Source organism: Streptomyces sp. NPDC048172 (assembly GCF_043202595.1).
Taxonomy (GTDB): domain Bacteria; phylum Actinomycetota; class Actinomycetes; order Streptomycetales; family Streptomycetaceae; genus Streptomyces.
In genome coordinates this window covers 839,198-859,248 of record NZ_JBIDAT010000005.1, presented here as the reverse complement: position 1 = coordinate 859,248, position 20,051 = coordinate 839,198, and the positions used below count along the sequence as shown (strand labels likewise).

General features: G+C 73.4%; 20 protein-coding genes. 11 read left to right on the top strand and 9 right to left on the bottom strand.

The genetic code is table 11. The features are described 5' to 3' along the window. From ACGF3A_RS25650 to ACGF3A_RS25635, 4 genes are all read left to right on the top strand, one after another. Nucleotides 1-281: zinc ribbon domain-containing protein (locus ACGF3A_RS25650; RefSeq protein WP_393732628.1), on the top strand; the 281-nt coding region annotated here is incomplete at its 5' end. Nucleotides 282-425: 144 nt separating this feature from the next. Then, the gene (locus tag ACGF3A_RS25645) at nt 426-2,081 is read left to right on the top strand and encodes an FAD-binding dehydrogenase (protein WP_393732627.1); all 1,656 of its coding nucleotides are present in this window, start codon (nt 426-428) and stop codon (nt 2,079-2,081) included. Nucleotides 2,082-2,103: 22 nt separating this feature from the next. Further along, nucleotides 2,104-2,733 (top strand): disulfide bond formation protein DsbA, encoded by a 630-nt coding sequence (locus ACGF3A_RS25640; protein ID WP_393732626.1) that lies wholly within the window; start codon nt 2,104-2,106, stop codon nt 2,731-2,733. Between the two features lie 24 nt (nt 2,734-2,757). Beyond that, nucleotides 2,758-3,819 carry a sulfotransferase family protein gene (locus ACGF3A_RS25635; RefSeq protein WP_393732625.1) on the top strand — a complete coding sequence of 354 codons (1,062 nt, stop codon included), beginning with the start codon at nt 2,758-2,760 and terminating at the stop codon, nt 3,817-3,819. On the opposite strand, the gene ACGF3A_RS25630 is transcribed toward ACGF3A_RS25635, so the two are convergent. The 3 genes from ACGF3A_RS25630 to ACGF3A_RS25620 form a co-directional block, all read right to left on the bottom strand. Continuing rightward, a complete protein-coding gene (locus ACGF3A_RS25630; RefSeq protein ID WP_393732624.1) occupies nt 3,816-5,351 on the bottom strand; it encodes an APC family permease in 1,536 nt (511 codons plus the stop codon). The two genes, ACGF3A_RS25635 and ACGF3A_RS25630, sit on opposite strands and share 4 nt — an antisense overlap. 51 nt (nt 5,352-5,402) lie before the next feature. Next, on the bottom strand, nt 5,403-6,371 hold the full coding sequence (locus ACGF3A_RS25625; protein ID WP_393732623.1) for a hypothetical protein: 969 nt from the start codon (nt 6,369-6,371) through the stop codon (nt 5,403-5,405). A gap of 158 nt (nt 6,372-6,529) precedes the next feature. Further along, on the bottom strand, nt 6,530-8,500 hold the full coding sequence (locus ACGF3A_RS25620; protein ID WP_393732662.1) for a M4 family metallopeptidase: 1,971 nt from the start codon (nt 8,498-8,500) through the stop codon (nt 6,530-6,532). Between the two features lie 329 nt (nt 8,501-8,829). Between ACGF3A_RS25620 and ACGF3A_RS25615 the strand changes: the two genes are divergently transcribed. Beyond that, nucleotides 8,830-9,450, top strand: a complete 621-nt coding sequence (locus ACGF3A_RS25615) for a hypothetical protein (protein WP_393732622.1) — start codon at nt 8,830-8,832, stop codon at nt 9,448-9,450. Between the two features lie 235 nt (nt 9,451-9,685). On the opposite strand, the gene ACGF3A_RS25610 is transcribed toward ACGF3A_RS25615, so the two are convergent. Beyond that, nucleotides 9,686-11,446, bottom strand: a complete 1,761-nt coding sequence (locus ACGF3A_RS25610) for a GAF domain-containing protein (RefSeq protein ID WP_393732621.1) — start codon at nt 11,444-11,446, stop codon at nt 9,686-9,688. A 283-nt stretch (nt 11,447-11,729) separates the two neighbouring features. On the opposite strand from ACGF3A_RS25610, the gene ACGF3A_RS25605 reads away from it, so the two are divergent. Further along, nucleotides 11,730-12,440 carry a response regulator gene (locus ACGF3A_RS25605; protein ID WP_393732661.1) on the top strand — a complete coding sequence of 237 codons (711 nt, stop codon included), beginning with the start codon at nt 11,730-11,732 and terminating at the stop codon, nt 12,438-12,440. A gap of 107 nt (nt 12,441-12,547) precedes the next feature. Next, nucleotides 12,548-12,871: an L-rhamnose mutarotase gene (locus tag ACGF3A_RS25600; protein ID WP_393732620.1), complete on the top strand. Its 324-nt coding sequence runs from the start codon at nt 12,548-12,550 to the stop codon at nt 12,869-12,871. 39 nt (nt 12,872-12,910) lie between these two features. Here ACGF3A_RS25600 and ACGF3A_RS25595 read toward each other — a convergent pair whose 3' ends face one another. Then, nucleotides 12,911-13,327, bottom strand: coding sequence for an RNA-binding S4 domain-containing protein (locus ACGF3A_RS25595; protein ID WP_393732619.1), 417 nt, complete (start codon nt 13,325-13,327; stop codon nt 12,911-12,913). A gap of 9 nt (nt 13,328-13,336) precedes the next feature. Beyond that, nucleotides 13,337-13,882, bottom strand: a complete 546-nt coding sequence (locus ACGF3A_RS25590; protein ID WP_393732618.1) for a hypothetical protein — start codon at nt 13,880-13,882, stop codon at nt 13,337-13,339. A 238-nt stretch (nt 13,883-14,120) separates the two neighbouring features. Here ACGF3A_RS25590 and ACGF3A_RS25585 point away from each other — a divergent pair, with 238 nt between their 5' ends. Both ACGF3A_RS25585 and ACGF3A_RS25580 read left to right on the top strand, forming a co-directional pair. Then, nucleotides 14,121-15,980, top strand: coding sequence for an APC family permease (locus ACGF3A_RS25585; RefSeq protein WP_393732617.1), 1,860 nt, complete (start codon nt 14,121-14,123; stop codon nt 15,978-15,980). Nucleotides 15,981-16,029: 49 nt separating this feature from the next. Next, a complete protein-coding gene (locus tag ACGF3A_RS25580; protein ID WP_393732616.1) occupies nt 16,030-17,256 on the top strand; it encodes an aromatic acid exporter family protein in 1,227 nt (408 codons plus the stop codon). Here the strand turns inward: ACGF3A_RS25580 and ACGF3A_RS25575 are convergent. After that, on the bottom strand, nt 17,217-17,552 hold the full coding sequence (locus ACGF3A_RS25575; RefSeq protein WP_393732615.1) for a gas vesicle protein: 336 nt from the start codon (nt 17,550-17,552) through the stop codon (nt 17,217-17,219). The two genes, ACGF3A_RS25580 and ACGF3A_RS25575, sit on opposite strands and share 40 nt — an antisense overlap. A gap of 116 nt (nt 17,553-17,668) precedes the next feature. On the opposite strand from ACGF3A_RS25575, the gene ACGF3A_RS25570 reads away from it, so the two are divergent. Next, entirely contained in the window at nt 17,669-18,058 is a 390-nt protein-coding gene (locus ACGF3A_RS25570; protein ID WP_393732614.1) for a DUF2267 domain-containing protein, read from the top strand. Nucleotides 18,059-18,126: 68 nt separating this feature from the next. Here ACGF3A_RS25570 and ACGF3A_RS25565 read toward each other — a convergent pair whose 3' ends face one another. Next, nucleotides 18,127-18,339, bottom strand: coding sequence for a hypothetical protein (locus ACGF3A_RS25565; RefSeq protein WP_393732613.1), 213 nt, complete (start codon nt 18,337-18,339; stop codon nt 18,127-18,129). A gap of 138 nt (nt 18,340-18,477) precedes the next feature. Next, a complete protein-coding gene (locus ACGF3A_RS25560) occupies nt 18,478-19,419 on the bottom strand; it encodes a polysaccharide pyruvyl transferase family protein (protein ID WP_393732612.1) in 942 nt (313 codons plus the stop codon). A 114-nt stretch (nt 19,420-19,533) separates the two neighbouring features. Between ACGF3A_RS25560 and ACGF3A_RS25555 the strand changes: the two genes are divergently transcribed. After that, complete coding sequence (locus tag ACGF3A_RS25555; RefSeq protein WP_393732611.1) at nt 19,534-20,046, top strand: hemerythrin domain-containing protein; 513 nt, start codon at nt 19,534-19,536, stop codon at nt 20,044-20,046. Nucleotides 20,047-20,051 lie beyond the last annotated feature (5 nt).

Here is a 20,051-nt window from a genome sequence, read left to right as displayed (position 1 = left end):
CCGCGAAGGCCGGGCTCAACCGCTGCATCCTCGACGCGGGTTGGGCGCAGTTCCTCGGGATCCTGGCGAACAAGGCTGAGAGTGCCGGTCGCCTCGTGGTCCCGGTGGACGCGCGCAATACCTCCCGCACGTGCCCCGAATGCGGGCATGTCGCAAAGGAGAACCGCGTCACCCAGGAACGGTTCCAGTGCATGGCGTGCGGGTTCGCGGCGAACGCGGACCACGTCGGCGCGACGAACGTCCTCAACAGGGCCGGGCTGGTCCTCTGCGCGGCGGCTTAGCCACCGACGCAGGAAGCCCGCGCGTCTACGCGTAGGTGGAGTCACCCAAACACTCTGCCGCCGAGGGGGTGCCGGTGGCCTGAGGGCGGGGTTACTCTCCGGTCACCACCAGACGTGTCGCCGGAGGAAGGGTGGGCGCAGCGCATGGCGTACGACGCCGATGTGATCGTGATCGGGGCGGGCCTCGCCGGGCTCGTGGCCACCGCCGAACTGGCCGAGGCCGGGCGCCGGGTGATCCTTCTCGACCAGGAGCCCGAGCAGTCGCTGGGCGGCCAGGCGCACTGGTCCTTCGGCGGGCTCTTCTTCGTCAACTCGCCCGAGCAGCGCAGGCTGCGCATCCGGGACAGCCGTGAACTCGCCTGGCAGGACTGGCAGGGCGCCGCGGGCTTCGACCGGGACGAGGACCACTGGCCGCGCCGCTGGGCCGAGGCGTACGTCGACTTCGCCGCGGGCGAGAAGCGGTCCTGGCTGCGCGCGCAGGGGCTGAAGATCTTCCCCGTCGTCAACTGGGCCGAGCGCGGCGGCTACGACGCGCAGGGCCACGGCAACTCGGTGCCCCGCTTCCACGTCACCTGGGGCACCGGGCCCGGCATCGTCGAGCCCTTCGAGCGGCGGGTGCGGGCCGGGGTCGCGCGGGGCCGCGTCGAGCTGCGCTTCCGGCACCGCGTCACGGGCCTGGACCGTACGGGCGGCGCTCTCGACACCGTCACCGGCGAGGTCCTGGTCCCCAGCGACGTGGCGCGCGGCGAGTCGAGCAGCCGCGAGGTCCAGGGCTCCTTCGAGCTGCGCGCCCAAGCCGTGATCGTGACCTCGGGCGGCATCGGCGGCAACCACGACCTCGTACGCGCCCACTGGCCCGAACGGATGGGCGCCGCGCCGGAGAAGCTGCTCTCCGGGGTCCCCGCGCACGTCGACGGGCTGATGCTCGGCGTCGCGGAGCGCGCGGGCGGGCGGCTGATCAACCGCGACCGCATGTGGCACTACACCGAGGGCATCGAGAACTGGAACCCCGTCTGGCCCCTGCACGGCATCCGCATCCTCCCCGGCCCCTCCTCGCTCTGGCTGGACGCGACCGGAAAACGGCTGCCCGTACCCCTCTTCCCGGGGTTCGACACTCTGGGCACCCTGGAGCACATCATGCGAACGGGGTACGGCTACACCTGGTTCGTCCTCAGCCGGAAGATCATCGAGAAGGAGTTCGCGCTCTCCGGCTCCGAGCAGAACCCCGACCTGACCGGCCGTAACGTACGGGACGTGCTGGCACGGGGGCGGGGCGGCGCCCCGGGACCCGTACAGGCGTTCCTGGACCACGGAGTCGACTTCCTCGTCGAGCGCGACCTCGGCACGCTCGCCCGGCGGATGAACGAGCTGACCGGGGACAAGCTCATCGACCCCGACGCGCTGCGCCGCGAGGTGCTGGCCAGGGACCGCGAGATCCGCAACCCCTTCACCAAGGACCTCCAGGTCACGGCCATGCGCGGGGCGCGCGCCTTCCTCGGCGACCGCCTCATCCGCGTCGCCTCCCCGCACCGCCTGCTGGACCCGGCCGCGGGGCCGCTGATCGCGGTGCGGCTGAACATCCTCACCCGCAAGTCCCTCGGCGGGCTGGAGACCGACCTGTCCTCGCGCGTGCTGGCCGAGGGTGGCGATCCGGTGCCGGGTCTGTACGCGGCAGGGGAGGCCGCCGGGTTCGGCGGCGGGGGCGTGCACGGATACCGCTCGCTGGAGGGCACGTTCCTCGGCGGCTGCCTCTTCTCGGGGCGCGCGGCGGGGCGGGCCGCGGCCCAGGCGGTGGGCTGAGCGGGCCACGACGGGGCGGGCCATGGGCGACACTTCCGGCACGGGCGTGACCGTCGCGCACTTCTGGGCCGACCCCTCCTGCCCGTACACCTGGATCACCTCGCGCTGGCTGCGCGAGGTGACGCGCGTACGCCCGGTGCGGATCGTCTGGCACGTCATGAGCCTCACCCTCCTCAACGAGGGCGAGGAGGTGGACCCCGAGGGCGATCCGGAGGGGTATCTGCGGATGCCGGTACGGGTGTGCGCCGCCGTGCGCGAGCGGCACGGTAGCGAGGCGCTGGGCGCGTTCCTCGCCGCGTACGGCACCCGCGTCCACGAGGGCGGCGACTGGGACTGGGACGGCGTCCTCCCGGCCGCGCTCGCCGAGGCGGGGCTGCCGCGCGCACTGGCGGACGCCGCCTGGACGGAGACGTACGACGCCGCTCTCCGCGCCTCGCACGAGGCGGCCGTCGCGCTCGTCGGTACGGACGTCGGCACTCCGGTTCTCGGGACGGAGCGGCCCGGCGGCACCGGCATGACGGGGGTCTTCGGGCCGTGTGTCTCGCCCGTGCCGCGCGGGGAGGCTGCGGGCAGGCTCTGGGACGGGACGCTGCTGCTGGCGGGCGTACCGGAGTTCCACGAGCTGCGCCGGGCACCGGTGCCGCCGGAGTGACCTACGAGACGTGAGGAGCGCCCGATGGACGGCACGGAGAAGCCCCCCGGCGTGATGCCCCTGACCTTCGTCGTCGGCACGGGCCGCTCCGGGTCCACGGCGCTCTCGCGCGTGCTGCGGCTGCACCCGGATCTCCTCAGCCTCAACGAGCTGCTGGCGAGCACGATGCTCGCGGACACCCTCGGCGAACAGCCGGTGTCCGGGGCCGAGTTCTGGCAGTGGCTCACCCGGCCGACGCCCTTCTTCGACCGGATGATCCGCAGCGGCACCCCGCTGCCGGAGTTCCTCTACAACCGGCTGACCGGAGTCCGCTACTCCGCGGAGACGACCGGCATCCCCGCCCTCTGCCTCATGGTCCTCCCGCATCTGACGGACGACCCCGACGGGCTGCTCGACGCGCTGGAGCCCGAGGTCACGCGCTGGCCCGTCCGGCCGGGACCGCGGCACTGGGAGGCGCTGTTCACCACGCTGGGCGCGGGCGACCGTGCCGCCGTCGAGCGCTCCGGGTACTCGCTGAACCGGATCCCCGAGCTCCGCCGCGCCTTTCCGTACGCGCGCTTCGTGCATCTGTACCGCGACGGGCCCGACTGCGCCGTCTCCATGAGCCGCCACCCCGGATACCGGCTGATCACGCAGCTCCGCGAGCTGGCCGAGGTGTGCGGCGTCGACGACCTGACCCAGCTGACCGAGGAGCGGCTCGCGAAGGCGCCCCCGCACCTCACCGGGCTGCTCGCCGACCGCTTCGACCCCGCGCTGGTCCGCGACCGGGAGCTGTCCGTCACGCGGTTCGGCGCGCTGTGGTCCGAGCTGATCGCCGAGGGCGTGGGCCACCTCGACGCGGTCCCGGCGGACGCGCGTACGACGCTGGTGTACGAGGAGCTGCTCGCCGAGCCCCGGCGCGAACTCGCCCGGCTGGCCGCGTTCCTGGGCGTCGAGGCGCCGGGGGAGTGGCTGGAGGCCGGGGCCGGGACGCTGGACTCCTCGCGCGTCGGCACGGCCCTGCGCCTCCCGCCGGCCGAGCTGGCGGAGCTGCGCGCCGTCTGCGCCCCCGGCGAGCAGGCCCTGCGCAGAGCAACTGGAGACTAGCGTTCCTCGGACGCCGCCCGCTCCAGCTGGAACGCCTCGTTGCCCAGTCCGATACGGGCGTACTCCCGCGGGCGGCGGGCGCGCAGGTACAGGCCCACCGCCACCCCGGTCACGGCCGCCACGGCGACGACGCCCGGCAGCATCCAGGCCAGCGGCGAGCCGGGGTCGGCGCCGAGCAGCACGTCGAAGTCCTTGACCGCGTAGACGAAGACGACGGCCAGCGCCACCGTCGCCAGGCCCGAGCACACCAGCCGCCACGCCTGGGCGCGGGCGGCGCCGCGCCGTACGAAGAAGGCGATGACGGCGACCGAGGTGGCGGCCATCAGCAGGATCACGCCGAGCGCGCCCAGGTTGCCCATCCAGGTGAACAGGTGCAGCACCGGGGCCGTGGGGTCGCCCGCCTTCCCGTCGTCGCTGAGGAGGAAGGCGGCCACCACCACGACCGAGACGGCCGTCTGCACCAGCGAGCCGTACGCGGGCGCGCCGGTGCTGGCCGAGGCGCGGCCGACCTTACGGGGCAACAGGCCCTCGCGGCCCATGGCGAAGGCGTAGCGGGAGACCACGTTGTGGAAGGCGAGCATGCAGCCGAACGCGCCGGTGACGAAGAGGATGTGCAGCACGTCCGTGAACGCGGTCCCGAGCCGGGGCTCGGCGAGCGCGAAGATCAGCGCCGAGCTCTCCTCGCGCGCCTTCTCCACCACGTGGTCGGGGCCCGCGGCCACGCCGATCAGCCAGGCGGTCAGCGCGTAGAAGACGGCGATGATGCCGACGGCCAGGAACATCACGCGCCGCACCACGGTCTGCGGCTTGTCGGTCTCCTCCGCGTACACGGGCGCCTGTTCGAAGCCCAGGAACGCCGCCACGGTGAAGCAGAGCGCCGTGCCCAGCCCCGCTCCGGAGACCGAGCCGGGGTCGAACGCCTCCAGCGAGAGGCCCTGGCCGCCGGGGTCGGCGCCGTAGGCCACATCGATGATCAGGACGAACAGCACCTCCAGGATCAGCACCAGCCCGACGACCTTCACGTTCAGGTCGATCTTCAGCGCGCCGAGCGCGGCGGTCACCGCGAGCGCGGCCAGGGCTGGGATCCACCAGGCCACCGTGACGTCGAAGAACTTGTCCAGCAGCCCGGCGACCTCGAAGCCGAAGATCCCGTAGACACCGACCTGGAGCGCGCTGTACGCGACCAGCGCGACGTACGCGGCGGCCGAACCGGCGAGGCCGCCGAGGCCGCGCGAGATGTAGGCGTAGAAGGCGCCCGCGTTGTGCACATGGCGGCTCATCTCGGCGTAGCCGATGCCGAACAGCGCCATGATCGCGCCGAGGATGACGAAGAGCAGCGGCAGCCCCGTGATCCCCATGACGGCGTACGTCGTGGACATCACGCCCGCGACGGTCATCAGGGGAGCGGTGGCCGCGAGGACCGACATCAGCAGCCCCGCGGTGCCCAGGCGGCCCGCGCGCAGCGCCCGCTCCTGGCCCTTGTAGGTGCTGATCTCCTGCGTGCCGGTGGTGCCTTGGCCGACCGTGGACATGACGGGGGACGTCCTCTCCTGTGCTGACGGCGGGGCGGGGATGGCGCGGGCTCAGACGGCGCCGAGGGAGGCCCGGTGCGCGGCGCGGAACGCCTTGCGGGGATCGCGGCCCGTGTACGACCAGGGCTCCGGGGTGACGTAGGGGCCGATCCGCTGGAAGAGCGCGGCGGCCTCGGCCATGCGCCCCTCGTGGAACTTGGCGTGGGCGAGGAAGTTGAGGTCGTGCAGCCGCCGGGGCCCGTGGTCCTCGGCGCCCCACTCCAGCCACCAGTCGAACGCGGCCCGCACATGGCGCCGGGCCTGCCGGTTCCTCCAGTGGCCGGAACCGGTGGGGTCGGGGGCCGCCTCGCGCGCGGCGGCGAGGACCCGGTGCCGCTCGGCGTGGGCGACGACGGGGAGGAGGGCGAGCGGGGAGTCGGCCGGGGCGCTCTCGGCGGCCTCGACGGCGAACTCGTAGACGTCCGTGTCCCTTTCGGAAGCGGAGCCGGATTCGGCGAGGACCGCCGCCATCAGATGGTGCGCGTGGTGGTGCTCGGGGTGCCGGGCCCGTAATTCCTCGAAGGCGTAGCGGCAGTCGTCGGGGGAGCCTGGCGGGGACGTCGCGCGGAAGAGGAGGAGCAGCGCCAGCCAGGGCGTCGGGTCGGTGGGAGCGGCCTGCACGGCCGCGGCGATCGCGTCACGGGCCGCCTCGGGAGACCGCTTGCCGCGCGCCGCCCGTAAGGCCGTGGCGCAGGCGAGGAGGACGGCCGCGTCGGCGCTGTCCGGCTCCGTCAACCGCCACTCGCGGGCCCACGACTCCGCCGCCGGGGCCGCCGCCAGCACCGTGCACCGGTGGCCGCGCCGGTCCCGGTCCCCGCCGGTGGCGAGGAGCAGCCCGCGCGCCTCGGTCCAGTGGCCCTGCGCGAGGGCGTCGCGGGCCGTGCGTAAGGCCTCGTCGTCCAGCGCCGGGTCGATCCTGCGGCCCGTACCGAACCGGCGGAACGTGGAAGGAGGAGGGGGTGGAGGGGGTGGAGGTGTCATGGTCAGCGATCACCCAACCGGACCGGCAGGAACGCGTCAAGGGCGCTCAGGACCGCTTTTCGGCCCCATGGGGAACGCGCCCCGGACGGGGGGATGAGCTCCGTCCGGGGCGCGCCGCGAGGGAAGGTTCAGGCTGTGCCGGTGTGGGCTTCAGCCGGTCAGAAGGTCAGCTTCCAGCTGTTGATGTAGCCCTTGTCGGACGAGTAGACGTCCGTGACGCGCAGCTTCCAGGTGCCGGCCGCCTTCTCGGAGGACGCGTTGACCGTGTAGGTCGCCTTGACGTTGTCCGCCGAGTCGTAGGCGCTGGAGTTCTTCACCCGGTACGCCGTGCCGTCCGGTGCGACCAGGTCGATGCGCAGGTCGCCGCGGTAGGTGTGGACGATGTCGACGGTGGCCTTGAGGGTGCTCGGCGCGTTGCCGTCACGCGTGACGGCGATCGGCGACTCCACGGTGCCCGGGTCCGGGATCTGGTAGTCGTCCGTGTTCTCGTTCTCGCCGCCGGGCTCGCCCGGCCCCGGGCGGGAGCCGACGTTGACGGCGGCCCAGGCGTGGGCGACCGCCTCGTACTGCGCGCTGGTCTGGCCGAAGAGGTCGGCAGCGGCCTCCAGGGTGGCGCGGCGCGCGTCCGCGTAGTCGGTGTTGGAGCGCATCTTCTCGGCCAGGGCCTTGAACCAGATCTTCTCGGCGTTCTTGAGGCCGATGCCGGTGACCGGCTTGTTGTCGTACGTGGGCGAGTCGTACTGCACGCCGTTGATGACCTTGGCGCCGCTGCCCTCGCTCAGCAGGTAGAAGAAGTGGTTGGCGACGCCGGACGAGTAGTGCACGTCGACGTTGCCGATGCCCGCGTACCAGTTGTCCTTGGACGCGCCGTCCTTGCTGGGCTTGTCCATGTAGCGCAGCGGGGTGCCGTCGCCGTTGATGTCGATCTTCTCGCCGACCATGTAGTCGCCGACGTCGCTGGAGTTGTTGGCGTTGAACTCGACGGCCGCGGCGAAGATGTCCGAGGTCCCCTCGTTCAGGCCGCCGGACTCACCGCTGTAGACCAGCTTGGCGGTGTTGGAGGTGACGCCGTGGGTCATCTCGTGCGCGGCGACGTCGATCGAGGTGAGCGGCTTGCTGTTGCCCGTGCCGTCGCCGTAGGTCATGCAGAAGCAGGAGTCCTGCCAGAAGGCGTTCACGTAGTTGTTGCCGTAGTGGACGCGGGAGTACGCGCCGACGCCGTCGCCCCTGATGCCGGAGCGGCCGTGCACGTTCTTGTAGTAGTCCCAGGTGAGGGCCGCGCCGTAGTGCGCGTCGACGCCCGCGGTCTGGGCGTTGGACGGCGTGCCGTCGCCCCAGGTGTCGTCCGCGTCGGTGAAGAGCGTGCCGGTGCCGGACGTACCGCGGTTGAGGTTGTACGTCTTGTGGTTGCCGCGCGTGCCGTCGGTGAGCGAGTACTGGCTGCCGGAGCCCGTGGTACCTAGGTTCACCTTGCCGCTGTACTGGCTGTTGCCGGTGCCGTTGTGCACGCCCTGGTACGAGAAGAGCTTCTTGCCCGTCTTCGCGTCCGTGATGGTGTGCAGCTCGTTGGGCGTGCCGTCCTTCTGCTTGCCGCCCGCGACGGTCTCCCAGGCGAGGACGGGGGCGCTCTTGCCCGCGGCCCAGATCACCTTGCGGGCGTCCTTGGCGGCCTTCTTGACGGTGGGCGCCGCCTTGGCGGCCTTGGTCGTGGCGACCTCGATCGCGCCCTTGATGCCCCGGTCGACGCCCTCGATCTTCCCGCCCTTGGTCTCGTGGACGATCAGGTCGCCGCCGAGGATCGGCAGACCGTCGTACGTCCGCTCGTAGCGGGTGTGCACGGAGCCGTCGGCGTTCTTGACGACGTCACGCGGCTTGAGCTGTTCCTTGGAGCCGAGGTCGAGCGACTTCGCGGTCGCCGCGCGGGTGGTCGCGGCGTCCTGGAGCAGGTCGGCCCGCTGCGTGGGGGAGAGCTTGACGGGCAGCTCCCCGGAGTCGGGCTTGGCGGCGTCGGGCTGGGCGTTGTCGGGACTTGCGTTGGCGGTGCCGCTCTGCATGCCGACGCCCACCAGGGCGGCGACGGCGACGAGCGCACCGCCGACGGTGGCTCGTCTTCGAGGGTTGGAACGCATACGCACGCTGAACTCCTTCTGCGAGACAGGGCAGAACAGGTGGAGCTGGGTACGCGTGGGGGGACGGTGCGACGAACTGCCTCTGGCGCGGCGGGAGTGGGCCGTGGGGGTGCGGCGCCTCGGCGAGCTGAAGAATGGCACCGGCGGTTCCCCGTGTCATTAACCTGACAAGAACTTGGCCGGATTGCGTCCGTTTACACCGGCCCCGCGTTCGTTTAACGGACGGGCCCGGAGCGGCCAGGGCTGGCCCGAACGGCCCTCGCTCCTGGGCTCACGCGATGTCACGTTGCGGAGGGGAAATGGACACGGGGGGACGTAGGGGGGCGGGCATGGGCACGGGCAGGGCGCGGCGGCGAAGGGGAGGCCGACGAGGGGGAGGGCGGCGACGGCTGTGGCGGTGGCGGCGGAACCCGCTGCGCCGCCGGACGGACATCGCCGAGGCATGGGCGGTGCTCGCGGCCGTCGTCCTCATGGTGTGCGGCGGTACGGTCACGGGCCTGCTGGTCCACGACACGAGCGGGCGCCTCTTCGACGAGCGCCGGGCGAGCGCGACCGCCGTACGCGCGGTCCTGCTCCGCGATCCGCCGCCCGCGGCCCTGACGAGCGGCGGCAGCACCGAGAACACCGTGCCCGGCAAGGTCCGCTGGACGTCGGACGACGGCAGGCGGCACACCGACCGGGCCCGCGTACCGGCGGGGAAGCAGGCGGGGGACCGCGTCACCGTATGGACCGACGCGCGCGGCCGGATCGTCCGCGAACCGCCGAGCCGGGCCGAGTCGGTGACGGGCGCGGCGATGCTCGCCGCCGTGGCGGTGACCGTGTGGTGCCTCCTCGTTCTGACGGGCCTCGCGCTGGTCCGCGTCCGTTGGAACCGGAGGCGGCTGGCCGCCTGGGATCGCGAGTGGGCCGAAACGGGCCCCCGCTGGACGAGTGGCAGCGGCCAGACGTAGCCCCCCCCCGCCGGAGCATGGTTGCCCCCTGCTCTGGTTCCTGGGCAGGGGCTGCCCCGTGCTGTGCGTTGCAGGCTGCGGCTGCTTCGTGGCTGGTCGCGCAGTTCCCCGCGCCCCTGAGGCCTCAGGGGCGCGGGGAACTGCGCGAGCAACCACCCACAACCCGCAGCCTGCAATGAAGAGCACGGGGCAGCCCCTTCCCAGCCCTGAGATGACCGGTGCGGGCGAGGTGGGGCTATTCCTCCCCGGGGAGGGGGACGCGCCACAGGAGGCGGGTGCCGTGCGTCCCGCCGTCCTTGGCGAGGTTCGGCGCCGGCTCCACCAGGAGGGAGCCGCCGAGGAGTTCGGCGCGCGAGCGCATGTTGGCCAGGCCGCCCGTCTGGGGGCTGTCGCCGATGCCGATCCCGTCGTCCGCGACCTCCAGCTCGATGTCGTCGTCCACGGTGAGCGAGACCTCGACCTGGTGCGCGTGCGCGTGTCGTACCACGTTGCTGAGGGCCTCGCCGAGCACCGCGGTCACCTGCTCGGCGGCGCGCTGCGTGACGTTGGTGTCGACCGGCCCCTCCATCCGCAGCGCGGGCATGAAGCCGAGCGTGTCGGCCGAGTCGCTGACCGTCTTGGCCATGGTGCGGCGCAGGCTCGTTCCCGAGTCGCCGCGCCCCTCGCCCGAGGAGCGAAGCGCGAAGATGGTCGAGCGGATGATCCGGATCGTCTCGTCGAGGTCGTCCACCGCGCGCTCCACCCGCTCGGCCGCCTCCGGGCGGTCGATGAGACGGCCCGCGCTCTGCAGCGTCATCCCCGTCGCGAACAGCCGCTGGATCGCCAGGTCGTGCAGGTCGCGCGCGATACGGTCGCGGTCGTGCAGCAGCGCGAGCTGCTCGGACTCCGAGCGGTGCTGGGCCAGTTCGAGCGCGAGCGCCGCCTGGGCGGCGAAGTCCGAGATCAGCTCGACCTCGGTCTGGGTGAAGGGGCGCCGCCCCACCTGGCGGCTGAGCCGCAGCGCGCCCGGCGCCTGCTTCTGGGCCAGCAGCGGCACGGCCACGGTCGGGCCGTGGGTGCTCTGCAGGCCGGGGAAGGCGTGGGTGCGGGGGTCGCTCCTTATGTCGGAGGTGACGGCCGCCTCGCCGGTCTTCGCCGCGAGCCCCGGCAGCGTGTTCTCGAACGGAACGGCCAGGCCCGCGAGTTCCTTGGACAGCTCACCCACCGCCACGTCCACGCGCAGCGACTCCGCGCCGGGGTCGGGGAGCAGCACGCACGCCGAGTCGGCTTGCGCGACCTCCAGCGCGCGCCAGGCGATGAGCCGCAGGACCTCGCCGGAGGAGGCCCCGCTCAGCAGCGTACGAGTGATCATGCCGAGGGCTTCCAGCCACTGCTCGCGGCGCCTGCTGTCCGCGTACAGCCGCGCGTTGTCCACCGCGACACCGGCCGCGACGGCGAGGGTGGTGACGACCGCCTCGTCGTCCGCGTCGAAGTGCGCGCCGCCGCGCTTCTCCGTCAGATAGAGATTCCCGAACACCTCGTCGCGCACCCGGACGGGCACCCCGAGGAACGAGCGCATCGGCGGATGGTGCTCGGGGAAGCCCTGGCTCGCCGGGTGCTTGGTGAGGTCGGCGAGGCGCAGCGGCTCGGGGTTGCGGATCATCTCGCCGAGCACGCCGTGCCCCTCGGGGAGCGGGCCGATACGGGCCGCGGTCTCCTCGTCGATGCCCTCCGGGAGGAAGTCGCTGAGCCGGCCGCCCTCGCCGATGATGCCGAGCGCCCCGTACTCCGCGTTGGTCAGCGCCAGCGCCGCCTGCACGATGCGGCGCAGCACCTGCGCCAGATCCAGCTCCCGGCCGAGATTGAGCACGGCTTCGAGGAGACTGTGCATCCGGTCCTGCGTCGTCCGCACCGCGTCCAGCCGGTTCTGCAACTCCTCCAGCAGCTCGTCGAGCCGGAAATGAGGCAGTGCGCCCCCGTATATCCCTTGCTGGTTCTGGTCCGCAGAGTCCGTCATGCGACCTCCGTACGGCGGCACGGGCGTGGGCCCCGATTCCGCGCTCCCCGGGACCGCAGTGTACTTCGCAACCACCCCGCCGCCGCAGGGACTTCGCCGGAAATGGCACTGCTCCGGCTCGCCCCTCCGGGCCGGGCGCGCGGGGGCGTTCCCCGGAGCGGGACGCGGCGCATCCGGACACCCGCGCTCCGCCGAGGGTACCGAACGGCCCTTACGCGAAAGGGCTTCCATGGCGCACCCTGTGACCGCCGATCAGAGGAGGGCTTCAGTGCCGGATACCGACATCCGCGACGCTCACCGTGACCGCGATCCCGACCCCGATCCGGAAGTTCCCATTCGTGTCTTCCTGCTCGACGACCACGAAGTCGTCCGCAGAGGACTGCGGGACCTCCTGGAGGCGGAGCCCGACATGACGGTCGTCGGTGACGCCGCCGACGCGCGCCAGGCGCTGGCCCGCGCTCCAGCGCTGCGGCCCCAGGTCGCGGTGCTGGACGTGCGGCTCGGCGGTTCCGACCAGAACGGGGACCAGGCAGGGATCGAGGTGTGCCGCGAGCTGAAGGCACGGATGCCGGAGCTGGTCTGTCTGATGCTGACCTCCTTCGACGACGACGAGGCGCTCTTCGACGCGATCCTCGCGGGTGCGGCGGGCTATGTGCTCAAGCAGATCAAGGGCGCCGAGCTGCTGACCGCGATCCGTACGGTCGCCAGCGGCACCTCGCTGCTGGACCCGCAGGCCACAGCGCGCGTGATGTCCCGCATCCGTGCCCGCGAGCGGCAGTCGGCCCCGCCCGAGCTGGCCCGGCTCTCGCCGCGCGAGCGCGAGGTGCTGGAGCTGATCGGCGAGGGGCTGACCAACCGGCAGATAGGCGAGCGGCTCTTCCTGGCCGAGAAGACCGTGAAGAACCGCATCTCGTCGATCCTCTCCAAGCTCGGCGTGGGCCGCCGCGTCCAGGCGGCCGTGATCGCCGAACGGCTCCGGGAGGCGGAGGACTGAGACGGAGGCGGAGGACTGAGTCCGGGAAGCGTCTAGCAAGCGCTGTCTGGACGGGCCCTCCGCGGGTACGCTGCCACGCGTCCTCACCCAACGGCCAGGGAGAACGCATGCGGCGCGTCGCGCAGGTGATCAGGGTCCGCCCCGAGAAGCTCGACGAGTACCGGGAGTTGCACCGCGAGGTGCCCGAGCCGGTGCTCGCGCGGCTCCGCGCCAGCCGTATCGCCAACTACTCGATCCATCTCCTCGGCGACAGGCTCTTCAGCTACTTCGAGTACCACGGTGACGACCTGGACGCCGACCTCGCCGCCATCGCGGACGACCCGGCGACCCAGGAGTGGTGGAAGCTCACCGACCCCTGCCAGGAGCCCGTGCCCGAGGCGGCCGAGGGCGAGTGGTGGACGCCGCTGGAGCGGGTCTTCCTGATGGAGTGACCTCCGCCGGGCCTGAGAGCCGGGCTGGCCGGGCCGGGCCTACGAAGGGTCGTCGGGCCGCGGCGCGCCGCGCAGCCGCTCCATCTCGCGCCGGTCCCGCTTCGTGGGGCGCCCGGCGCCCCGGTCGCGCACCGGCACCACGAGGGCCTCCTCGCGCGGGGGCGGCGGCGGGCTGTTGTCCACGTAGCACTCGACGGCCACCGGGGCGCCCACCCGCTTCTTGATCAGGCGGCGGACGACGACGATCCGCTCGCGCCCCGCGTGCCGCAGCCGCACCTCGTCCCCGGCCTTCACGGGGTGCGCGGCCTTCACCCGGTCCCCGTTGACCCGCACGTGCCCGGCGCGGGCCGCCGTCGCGGCCTGCGAACGGGTCTTGGTCAGCCGCACGGACCAGATCCAGCTGTCCACCCGGACGCTGCCCGCGCCCTGCTCCGCGGGTGCCTCGTCTGCCGTCATGCCCCGACTTTACAGCGCGTCCGTGAGGCCCGAGGCGTGGAAGACCGCGCGGGCCGTCTCCTCCTCCACGCGCAGCGCGAGCCGCTCCAGCGCGCGGGAGCCCTGGACCAGGGTGCCGTGGCGGAGCGAGGCGCGGGCGCCCTCTTCGAGCAGCAGCCAGACGGCGGGCGCCGCCGTCAGGACCTGGACGTCCAGCTCCAGCCGGGTGCCCTCCTCGTCCCGCAGGACCACGGGGCGTACCGTCCCGCCCCGCAGCTCCGGCCAGTGCAGCGCCACCAGCCGGTCCGTACGCACCCGCCGCTCGCCCAGCACCCCGCGCGAGGCGAGCCAGCCCGCGCCCGCCGTGACCCGGGGCGGCACCAGCACCACGAACAGCAGCGCCGCGAGCGCCGCCCACAGGGCCCCGCGCTGCCAGGTGAGACGCCCGTAGAGGGAGTCCACCGCGACCAGCGTGCTCAGCAGGAGGGCCGTGCCCGCCGACACCCAGCGCACCTCGGCCGCCCAGCGCCCGTCCCGCGCCGGGCACGCGGGGGCGGCCGGTCCGTTGTGTCCCATACGCCGGACCTTACGGGCGAGCCGCGCACCCCGGCCCGGCGCTGACGGAGCGTTGACGGGATTCATCCAGGGGCGTCAAGACCGCGCGAAGACCCGCCCGGAAGACGCCAAGAACGCGCCAGCGAACGGTGCCCGGGGCCGCGCGCCGAGTCACGCTGAGCGCGTTCCACACACGGTGCCGCGCCACCGATCCGCGCCACCGTTCCGCATCACCCGCGCACCCGAGGAGACCGGTCGTATGTCAGCCCCAGCCCCGTCCGTCACCGAGCCGCCGGACCCAGTCACCGTCACCGGCGGCGCCACGGACGGCACGGGTGCGCGGCACAAGCTCACCGCGCTCACCGGGCTCGCCGCGCTCTCGCTCGATGCCATGGCGTCCGTCGCCTACGGGCCCGAGGCCGTCGTGCTCGTTCTCGCCGCCGCGGGTGCGCACGGGCTCGGCTTCACGCTGCCCGTCACTCTCGCCATCGCCCTGCTGCTGGCCGTGCTCGTCGCCTCGTACCGTCAGGTCATCGCGGCCTTCCCGGACGGCGGCGGCAGTTACGCGGTCGCCAAGGCGTACCTCGGCCGCCGTACGAGCCTGGTCGCCGCCGCCTCGCTCGTCCTCGACTACGTCCTCAACGTCGCCGTCGCCGTCACCGCCGGGGTCGCCGCGCTCACCTCCGCCTTCCCCGGGCTGTACGGGGAACGGGTCTGGCTCTGTCTCGGCGTGCTCGCGCTGCTCACCGGGGTCAATCTGCGCGGCGTCCTCGACTCGGCCCGCGTCTTCCTGCTGCCCGCGGTCGTGTTCGTGGCCTCGGTCCTGACCGTTATCGGCGTCGGTCTCTTCCGCGACGGGCCCGCGAGCACCGAGGCCGCCGACGGGCACGCCTCGGCGCTCTCCGGGGACGCCACGGCCGTCGGCGCGCTGCTGCTGCTCCGCGCCTTCGCCGCGGGCTGCTCGGCGCTCACCGGCGTCGAGGCCCTCGCCAACGCCGTGCCCGCCTTCCGGGCCCCCGCGGTCCGCCGCGCCCAGCGCGCCGAGGTCGCGCTGGGCGCGGTGCTCGGCGTCATGCTGATCGGGCTGTCGGTGCTGATCTCCCGGTTCGGGCTGCAGCCCGTGGAGGGCGTCACCGTCCTCGCGCAGCTCGCCGACGCCTCGCTCGGCCACGGGACCGGCTTCTACGTCGTGCAGTTCGCGACCATGGCGCTGCTCGCCCTCTCCGCGAACACCTCGTTCGGCGGGCTGCCCGTGCTGCTCAAGCTGCTCGCCCGCGACAACCATCTGCCGCACGTCTTCGGCCTCAAGGCCGACCGCCAGGTGCACCGGCACGGGGTGCTCGCGCTCGCCGCCGTGTCCGCGCTGCTCCTCGTCGCCTCCGGCGGCGACACCAACACCCTCGTGCCGCTCTTTGCCATCGGCGTCTTCATCGGCTTCACCCTCGCGCAGACCGGCATGGTGCTGCACTGGCGCCGCGAGCGTGGGCGCGGATGGCGTGGCAAGGCGGCGCTCAACGCCTTCGGTGCGCTGCTCACGGGCGTGAGCGCGGTCGTCGTCACCGCCACCAAGTTCCAGGAGGGCGCCTGGCTGATCGTCGCCGCGCTGCCGCTGCTCGTCGCCGTCTTCGCCGCGGTGCGGCGGGCGTACGCCAGGATCGGCGCGCAGCTGGAGCTGGGCCGCGTCCCCGAACCCCCGCGCCGCTCCCGGTCCCTGGTCGTCGTCCCCGTCTCCTCGCTCTCGCGGCTCACGAGCGAGGCCCTGACCGCCGCGCGCTCCCTCGGCGACGAGGTCCGCGCGGTGACCGTCTGCCACACCGACCCCGAGGACCGCGCCCACACCGAGGCCCTGCTGCGCGACTGGGCCCTGTGGGACCCCGGCGTCCCGCTCACCCTCGTCCACTCCGAGCACCGCGCCCTGGGCCGCCCCCTCGCCGGGTACGTCGCCGCGCTCGCCGCGCGTACGCCCGGGACCCGGGTCACCGTCCTCGTCCCGGAGGTCGAGCCCGCGCACATGTGGCAGCGCCTCCTCCACAACCAGCGCGGCGCCGTCGTCTCCCACGCCCTGCGCCGCGACACGGACGCGGTGGTCTGCCGCCTCCGCTTCCGCCTGACGCGCTGACGCCCTCCCGACGGGCATAGGGCGCCCGTTCCGTGGCACCTGTAGCGCCATGGGCCGGGCGAGGGCGGTGGCGCGGGGAGCGTCCGACGAAGCGCGAGGGACCGTCCGTGCCGCGCGCGCCGCCCTGGCGGGGCCGGGGCGCGAGCGCGATCTGTTCCTCCAGTCGCTCAAGGCCGCGCTCGCCGCCCTCGTCGCCTGGGCGGGCGCGCGCCTCGTGCTCGACAGCACGCTCGCGCTCATGGCGCCCTGGGTCGCGGTCGTCCTCGTCCAGTCGACCGTCTACCGCTCCCTCGCCTACGCGGCGCAGCAGACCCTGGCGATCCTCGTCGGCACGCTGCTGGCCACGCTGGTGATGCGGACGCTGGACGACCAGCTGGCGGCCATGGCCGTGGTCCTGCCCCTGACGCTGCTCCTCGGCAACTGGCCGCGGCTCGGCGCGCAGGGCATCTACGGTGCGACGTCCGCCCTCTTCACCCTCGCCTCGCCCGAGGTCACGCTGGTCAGTGCGGGCGAGCGTGCGGGTGCCGCGCTCGCGGGGGCCGTGGTCGGGGTCGGCGTCAACGCGTTCGTACGGCCGCCCGAGTACCTGCGCAGCACCCGCGAGGCCGTGCGCGGCGTGGTGTGCGAGGCCGAGGAGATCCTCACGGCCATCGCCGACGGCGTGGACGAGACCTGGCACCACGACCGGGCCCACCGCTGGTACGCGCGGTCCCGGCGCCTCCCCGCCCTGGTCCGCGGCGTGCGCTCGGCCCTCGAATGGAGCCAGGAGAGCCGCCGCTTCCACCCTGTACGGGCGCACCGGGACCGGATCGGGCGGCTGGAGGTCGTCTCGGCGGAGGTGCTGGTCACGCTCGACAAGCTGGCCGACCACCTCATCGACCTCGGGCGCGTGGTCGTGCAGACCCAGGAGGAGCGGCGCGACCGGGCGATCCCCGACTCCGGGGTCACAGGACCGTACGCCGAGCTGCTGCGCCAGGTCGCCGCCGGGCTCGGCGCCTACCGCCGTACCGTCGTCGAGGGCGACCCGGACGACGTGGACGCGGCACGCCGCGAACTCTCCGAGGCCGTGCACGCGTCCGAGGCCACCTACCGGCGGCTGCGCACCGAGCTGCCCCAGCGCATGACGGACGACCCGGAGGCCACCGCGCTCTTCGGCTCCTGGCTGCTGATCGCCCACCGCCTCACCACGCAGCTGCGCGAGCGGACGCTGCCCCCGGACGAGGGCGCGGAGGGGCGCTACGAGCGGGGGCGGGGGTCGGCGCGGCCGCGTTCGTAGCGTTCCTTGCGGGCGTAGCCGGTGAGGCCGCCGTCGGCGTCGAGGGTGAGTTCGTAGGAGCCCAGCAGGCTCATCGTGTCGGGCACCCTGCGCAGCTCGACGACCTCGACCTGGAGCGTCCAGCCGCCGCCCTCGCGCGGTGCGAACGAGATGACCGACTCGGGCTCCATCCCGGTGAGTTCGGCGAAGGTTGCGCAGCCCGTGCGGAGCAGCTCCGCCGTGTCCGCGCGTGACGTCTTCCCGCCCCCGCCCCCGCCCTTGGACCTGCCCCCGTTGCTCTGCCGCTCGCCGCTCATCCGTGTCCCTCCTCCGCGCTCGTACGGACCTGGCGGGTGCCCCGCTCCGTACGGAGTGAACCCGGGCGCGCGGGGTACCGCGGGAGGCAGCCGAACAGTGAGGAGGAACAGCGCCGATGACTTACGGAGAATTCCTGGTCCGCGTGCGGGAGCGGGCCTCCTGCACCGACCGGGAGGAGTCAGAGCGGATCACCGGGGCCGTCGCCGTGCTGCTCGGTACCCGGCTCCAGGCGAACTCCGCGCGCCATCTCGCCGCCCAGCTCCCCGGCGAGCTGACCGCGCCGCTCACCCGTGCCGGGGGCGGGGCGGAGACCTGGACGGAGGCCGAGTTCCTGGAACGGGTACGGGAGGCCACCGGAGCGGAGAGCGCGGAAGCCGCCAGGCAGCAGGCCGAGGCGGTCTGCTGCACGGTGCGGGACACCGTGACCGGCGGTGAACTGAACAAGCTCATCAGCCAGCTGCCCAGCGGCTACGCGCCGCTCTTCGGCCACCCCGAGCTGGCCTGAGCGGTACCTGAGAGGGCGAGGGGCACGGCCTGGGCCGTGCCCCTCACGCCATCTTCCGTATCTTCCGTTCAGTCCTCGCCGCGGAAGATGTGCGCCTCCGGATCGTTCTCGTCCGCCGGACGGTACGGCATGTAGTTCATCGGGCCGTCCGGGAGGCGCGGAGACGGCCTCCGCGTCGTGACGACGAGCACCCGGCCTCCGGGTGCCGTGGCCGTGCCCCGCGCGCGCTCACGGGGAGCGGTCCCGCGAGGAACGGTCGTCGTCGTATCGCTGTCCTGCACTTGGACTCACCTTCTCAACTCGCTGCCCCACGCCCGCCGTTGTGCGGACGTGGCGGCACTCTGCCGCGGTAGAAGTCGAAGAACCCCCGCTGCTACCTGCCTATCCGAAGGACATAAAGCGAGTCGAAACCGGCGTCCTCAGCAGTCCTTCAGCGCCGGGTGACCGTCCTCCCCGGAGCCAAACGCGCGCAGCACCGACAGCAGCTCGTGCGCGCGGTCGTGCGTACGGGCCGGGGTGAGACCGGCGCTCCGCTCCCGCGCCAGCCGCCGCCCCCCGGCCTCCAGGCACCAGGACCACCAGCGCTCGCACTCCGCGAACCCCACCCGGTCCGCCGCCACCACGGCGGGCCAGTCGCAGGCCCGCGCCTGCGCCGTCACTGCCGCGCCGCCCGCCACGGGGTCGACGGCGAGCACCGGCACCCCGGCGCGGAGCGCGAGGACCAGGCCGTGCGGCCGGTCCGTCACGACCGTGTCCAGCCGTCCCAGCAGCGACTGCACCTGGCCGGGGTGCGCGCACAGCCGCCAGTCGCCGCTGTCCAGGTGCGTGTCGAGCGGGAGCCGGGCGCAGTCCTGGGCGCCGAGCCAGCGCGTGAGGGCGTGGACGGCCTCGCGGCCGTGGCCGTGGCCGTGGCCGTGCTGTCCGTGCCGCCCCTGCCCGAGGATCAGCCCCACCACCGGGACCGGCGCCGTGCCGGGGGCCAGCGCCGCGAGGTCGAGCGGGGGCGCGGTGCCGGGTGCCTCGCGCGGCAGCACGGAGTGGAAGCGCGCCGCGGCGGGCGTACCGGCGTCCGGCACCGAGGTCCCCACCGCGATCCGCACGCACCCGGCGAACTGCCGGTGCAGCACCTCGACCTCGGGCCCCTGCAGCGGTCCGCACAGGAAGACGACATGGCTGTACGCCTCCGGGGCGGCGTCCGTCAGCCGCAGCGCGCCCGGCCGGAAGACGGGGCTCCACGCGGTGTCGTACGGCACCCCCGCGCGGTGCAGTACTTCCTGCACGCGGCGCAGGGCGAGCACGTCACCGGTCGTGACCTCGCCGTGCAGAAAGCTGAACCACCCACTGAGCAGAACCCTGTGCATGACTCTCTGCTACCCGGAATCCGGCTGTCCGCCGCGTCCGCGGTCGCGGCGGTGCCGTTTCGCCCTCCCCGCCCGGGTTACCCGGCGAGCTCCCCGCGGACCTTAGGAGCGGCCATGGCGTACAAGCCGGACGTGCTGGAGCTGCTGACCGGTGACCACCGCGAGGTGGAGCGGATCTTCGCCGCGTTCGAGGCGACCCGCGACCCGGGGCGGCGGCGGGAGCTGGTGGACCTGTTGGTGACCGAGCTGACGCGGCACTCCGCCGTCGAGGAGGAGCACCTCCACCCCGTGGTCCGCCGGGTGCTCCCCGACGGCGACCGGATCGCCGCACGCGCGCGGGCGGCGCACGCCGAGGCCGCGCTGACGATGCGCGCGCTGACGGCGCGCGCGCTCGACGGCGCCGATCCCGCCGACGCCTCGTTCGCGCGCGACGTCGGCACGCTGCTGCGCCAGGCCCAGGAGCACGCGGCCCAGCAGGAGCACGAGGTCTTCCCCCTGCTCCGCGCGGCCCTGACCGCCGGGGAACGCGTGGCGCTGGGCGCCGAGGCGGACCGCGCGGGGCGAACTGCCCCCGTGCGTACGCCGTTTGCGGGGACCCGAACGGGATACCCGGGACCTTCAGCGTGAAGGGT

What these genes read in the sequence shown, in the direction of transcription:
- ACGF3A_RS25645 (WP_393732627.1), top strand. Translation starts at nt 426, where the DNA reads ATGGCGTACGACGCCGATGTGATCGTGATCGGGGCGGGCCTCGCCGGG.
- ACGF3A_RS25640 (WP_393732626.1), top strand. Translation starts at nt 2,104, where the DNA reads ATGGGCGACACTTCCGGCACGGGCGTGACCGTCGCGCACTTCTGGGCC.
- ACGF3A_RS25635 (WP_393732625.1), top strand. Translation starts at nt 2,758, where the DNA reads ATGGACGGCACGGAGAAGCCCCCCGGCGTGATGCCCCTGACCTTCGTC.
- ACGF3A_RS25630 (WP_393732624.1), bottom strand. Translation starts at nt 5,351, where the DNA reads ATGTCCACGGTCGGCCAAGGCACCACCGGCACGCAGGAGATCAGCACC.
- ACGF3A_RS25625 (WP_393732623.1), bottom strand. Translation starts at nt 6,371, where the DNA reads ATGACACCTCCACCCCCTCCACCCCCTCCTCCTTCCACGTTCCGCCGG.
- ACGF3A_RS25620 (WP_393732662.1), bottom strand. Translation starts at nt 8,500, where the DNA reads ATGCGTTCCAACCCTCGAAGACGAGCCACCGTCGGCGGTGCGCTCGTC.
- ACGF3A_RS25615 (WP_393732622.1), top strand. Translation starts at nt 8,830, where the DNA reads ATGGGCACGGGCAGGGCGCGGCGGCGAAGGGGAGGCCGACGAGGGGGA.
- ACGF3A_RS25610 (WP_393732621.1), bottom strand. Translation starts at nt 11,446, where the DNA reads ATGACGGACTCTGCGGACCAGAACCAGCAAGGGATATACGGGGGCGCA.
- ACGF3A_RS25600 (WP_393732620.1), top strand. Translation starts at nt 12,548, where the DNA reads ATGCGGCGCGTCGCGCAGGTGATCAGGGTCCGCCCCGAGAAGCTCGAC.
- ACGF3A_RS25595 (WP_393732619.1), bottom strand. Translation starts at nt 13,327, where the DNA reads ATGACGGCAGACGAGGCACCCGCGGAGCAGGGCGCGGGCAGCGTCCGG.
- ACGF3A_RS25590 (WP_393732618.1), bottom strand. Translation starts at nt 13,882, where the DNA reads ATGGGACACAACGGACCGGCCGCCCCCGCGTGCCCGGCGCGGGACGGG.
- ACGF3A_RS25585 (WP_393732617.1), top strand. Translation starts at nt 14,121, where the DNA reads ATGTCAGCCCCAGCCCCGTCCGTCACCGAGCCGCCGGACCCAGTCACC.
- ACGF3A_RS25580 (WP_393732616.1), top strand. Translation starts at nt 16,030, where the DNA reads ATGGGCCGGGCGAGGGCGGTGGCGCGGGGAGCGTCCGACGAAGCGCGA.
- ACGF3A_RS25575 (WP_393732615.1), bottom strand. Translation starts at nt 17,552, where the DNA reads ATGAGCGGCGAGCGGCAGAGCAACGGGGGCAGGTCCAAGGGCGGGGGC.
- ACGF3A_RS25570 (WP_393732614.1), top strand. Translation starts at nt 17,669, where the DNA reads ATGACTTACGGAGAATTCCTGGTCCGCGTGCGGGAGCGGGCCTCCTGC.
- ACGF3A_RS25560 (WP_393732612.1), bottom strand. Translation starts at nt 19,419, where the DNA reads ATGCACAGGGTTCTGCTCAGTGGGTGGTTCAGCTTTCTGCACGGCGAG.
- ACGF3A_RS25555 (WP_393732611.1), top strand. Translation starts at nt 19,534, where the DNA reads ATGGCGTACAAGCCGGACGTGCTGGAGCTGCTGACCGGTGACCACCGC.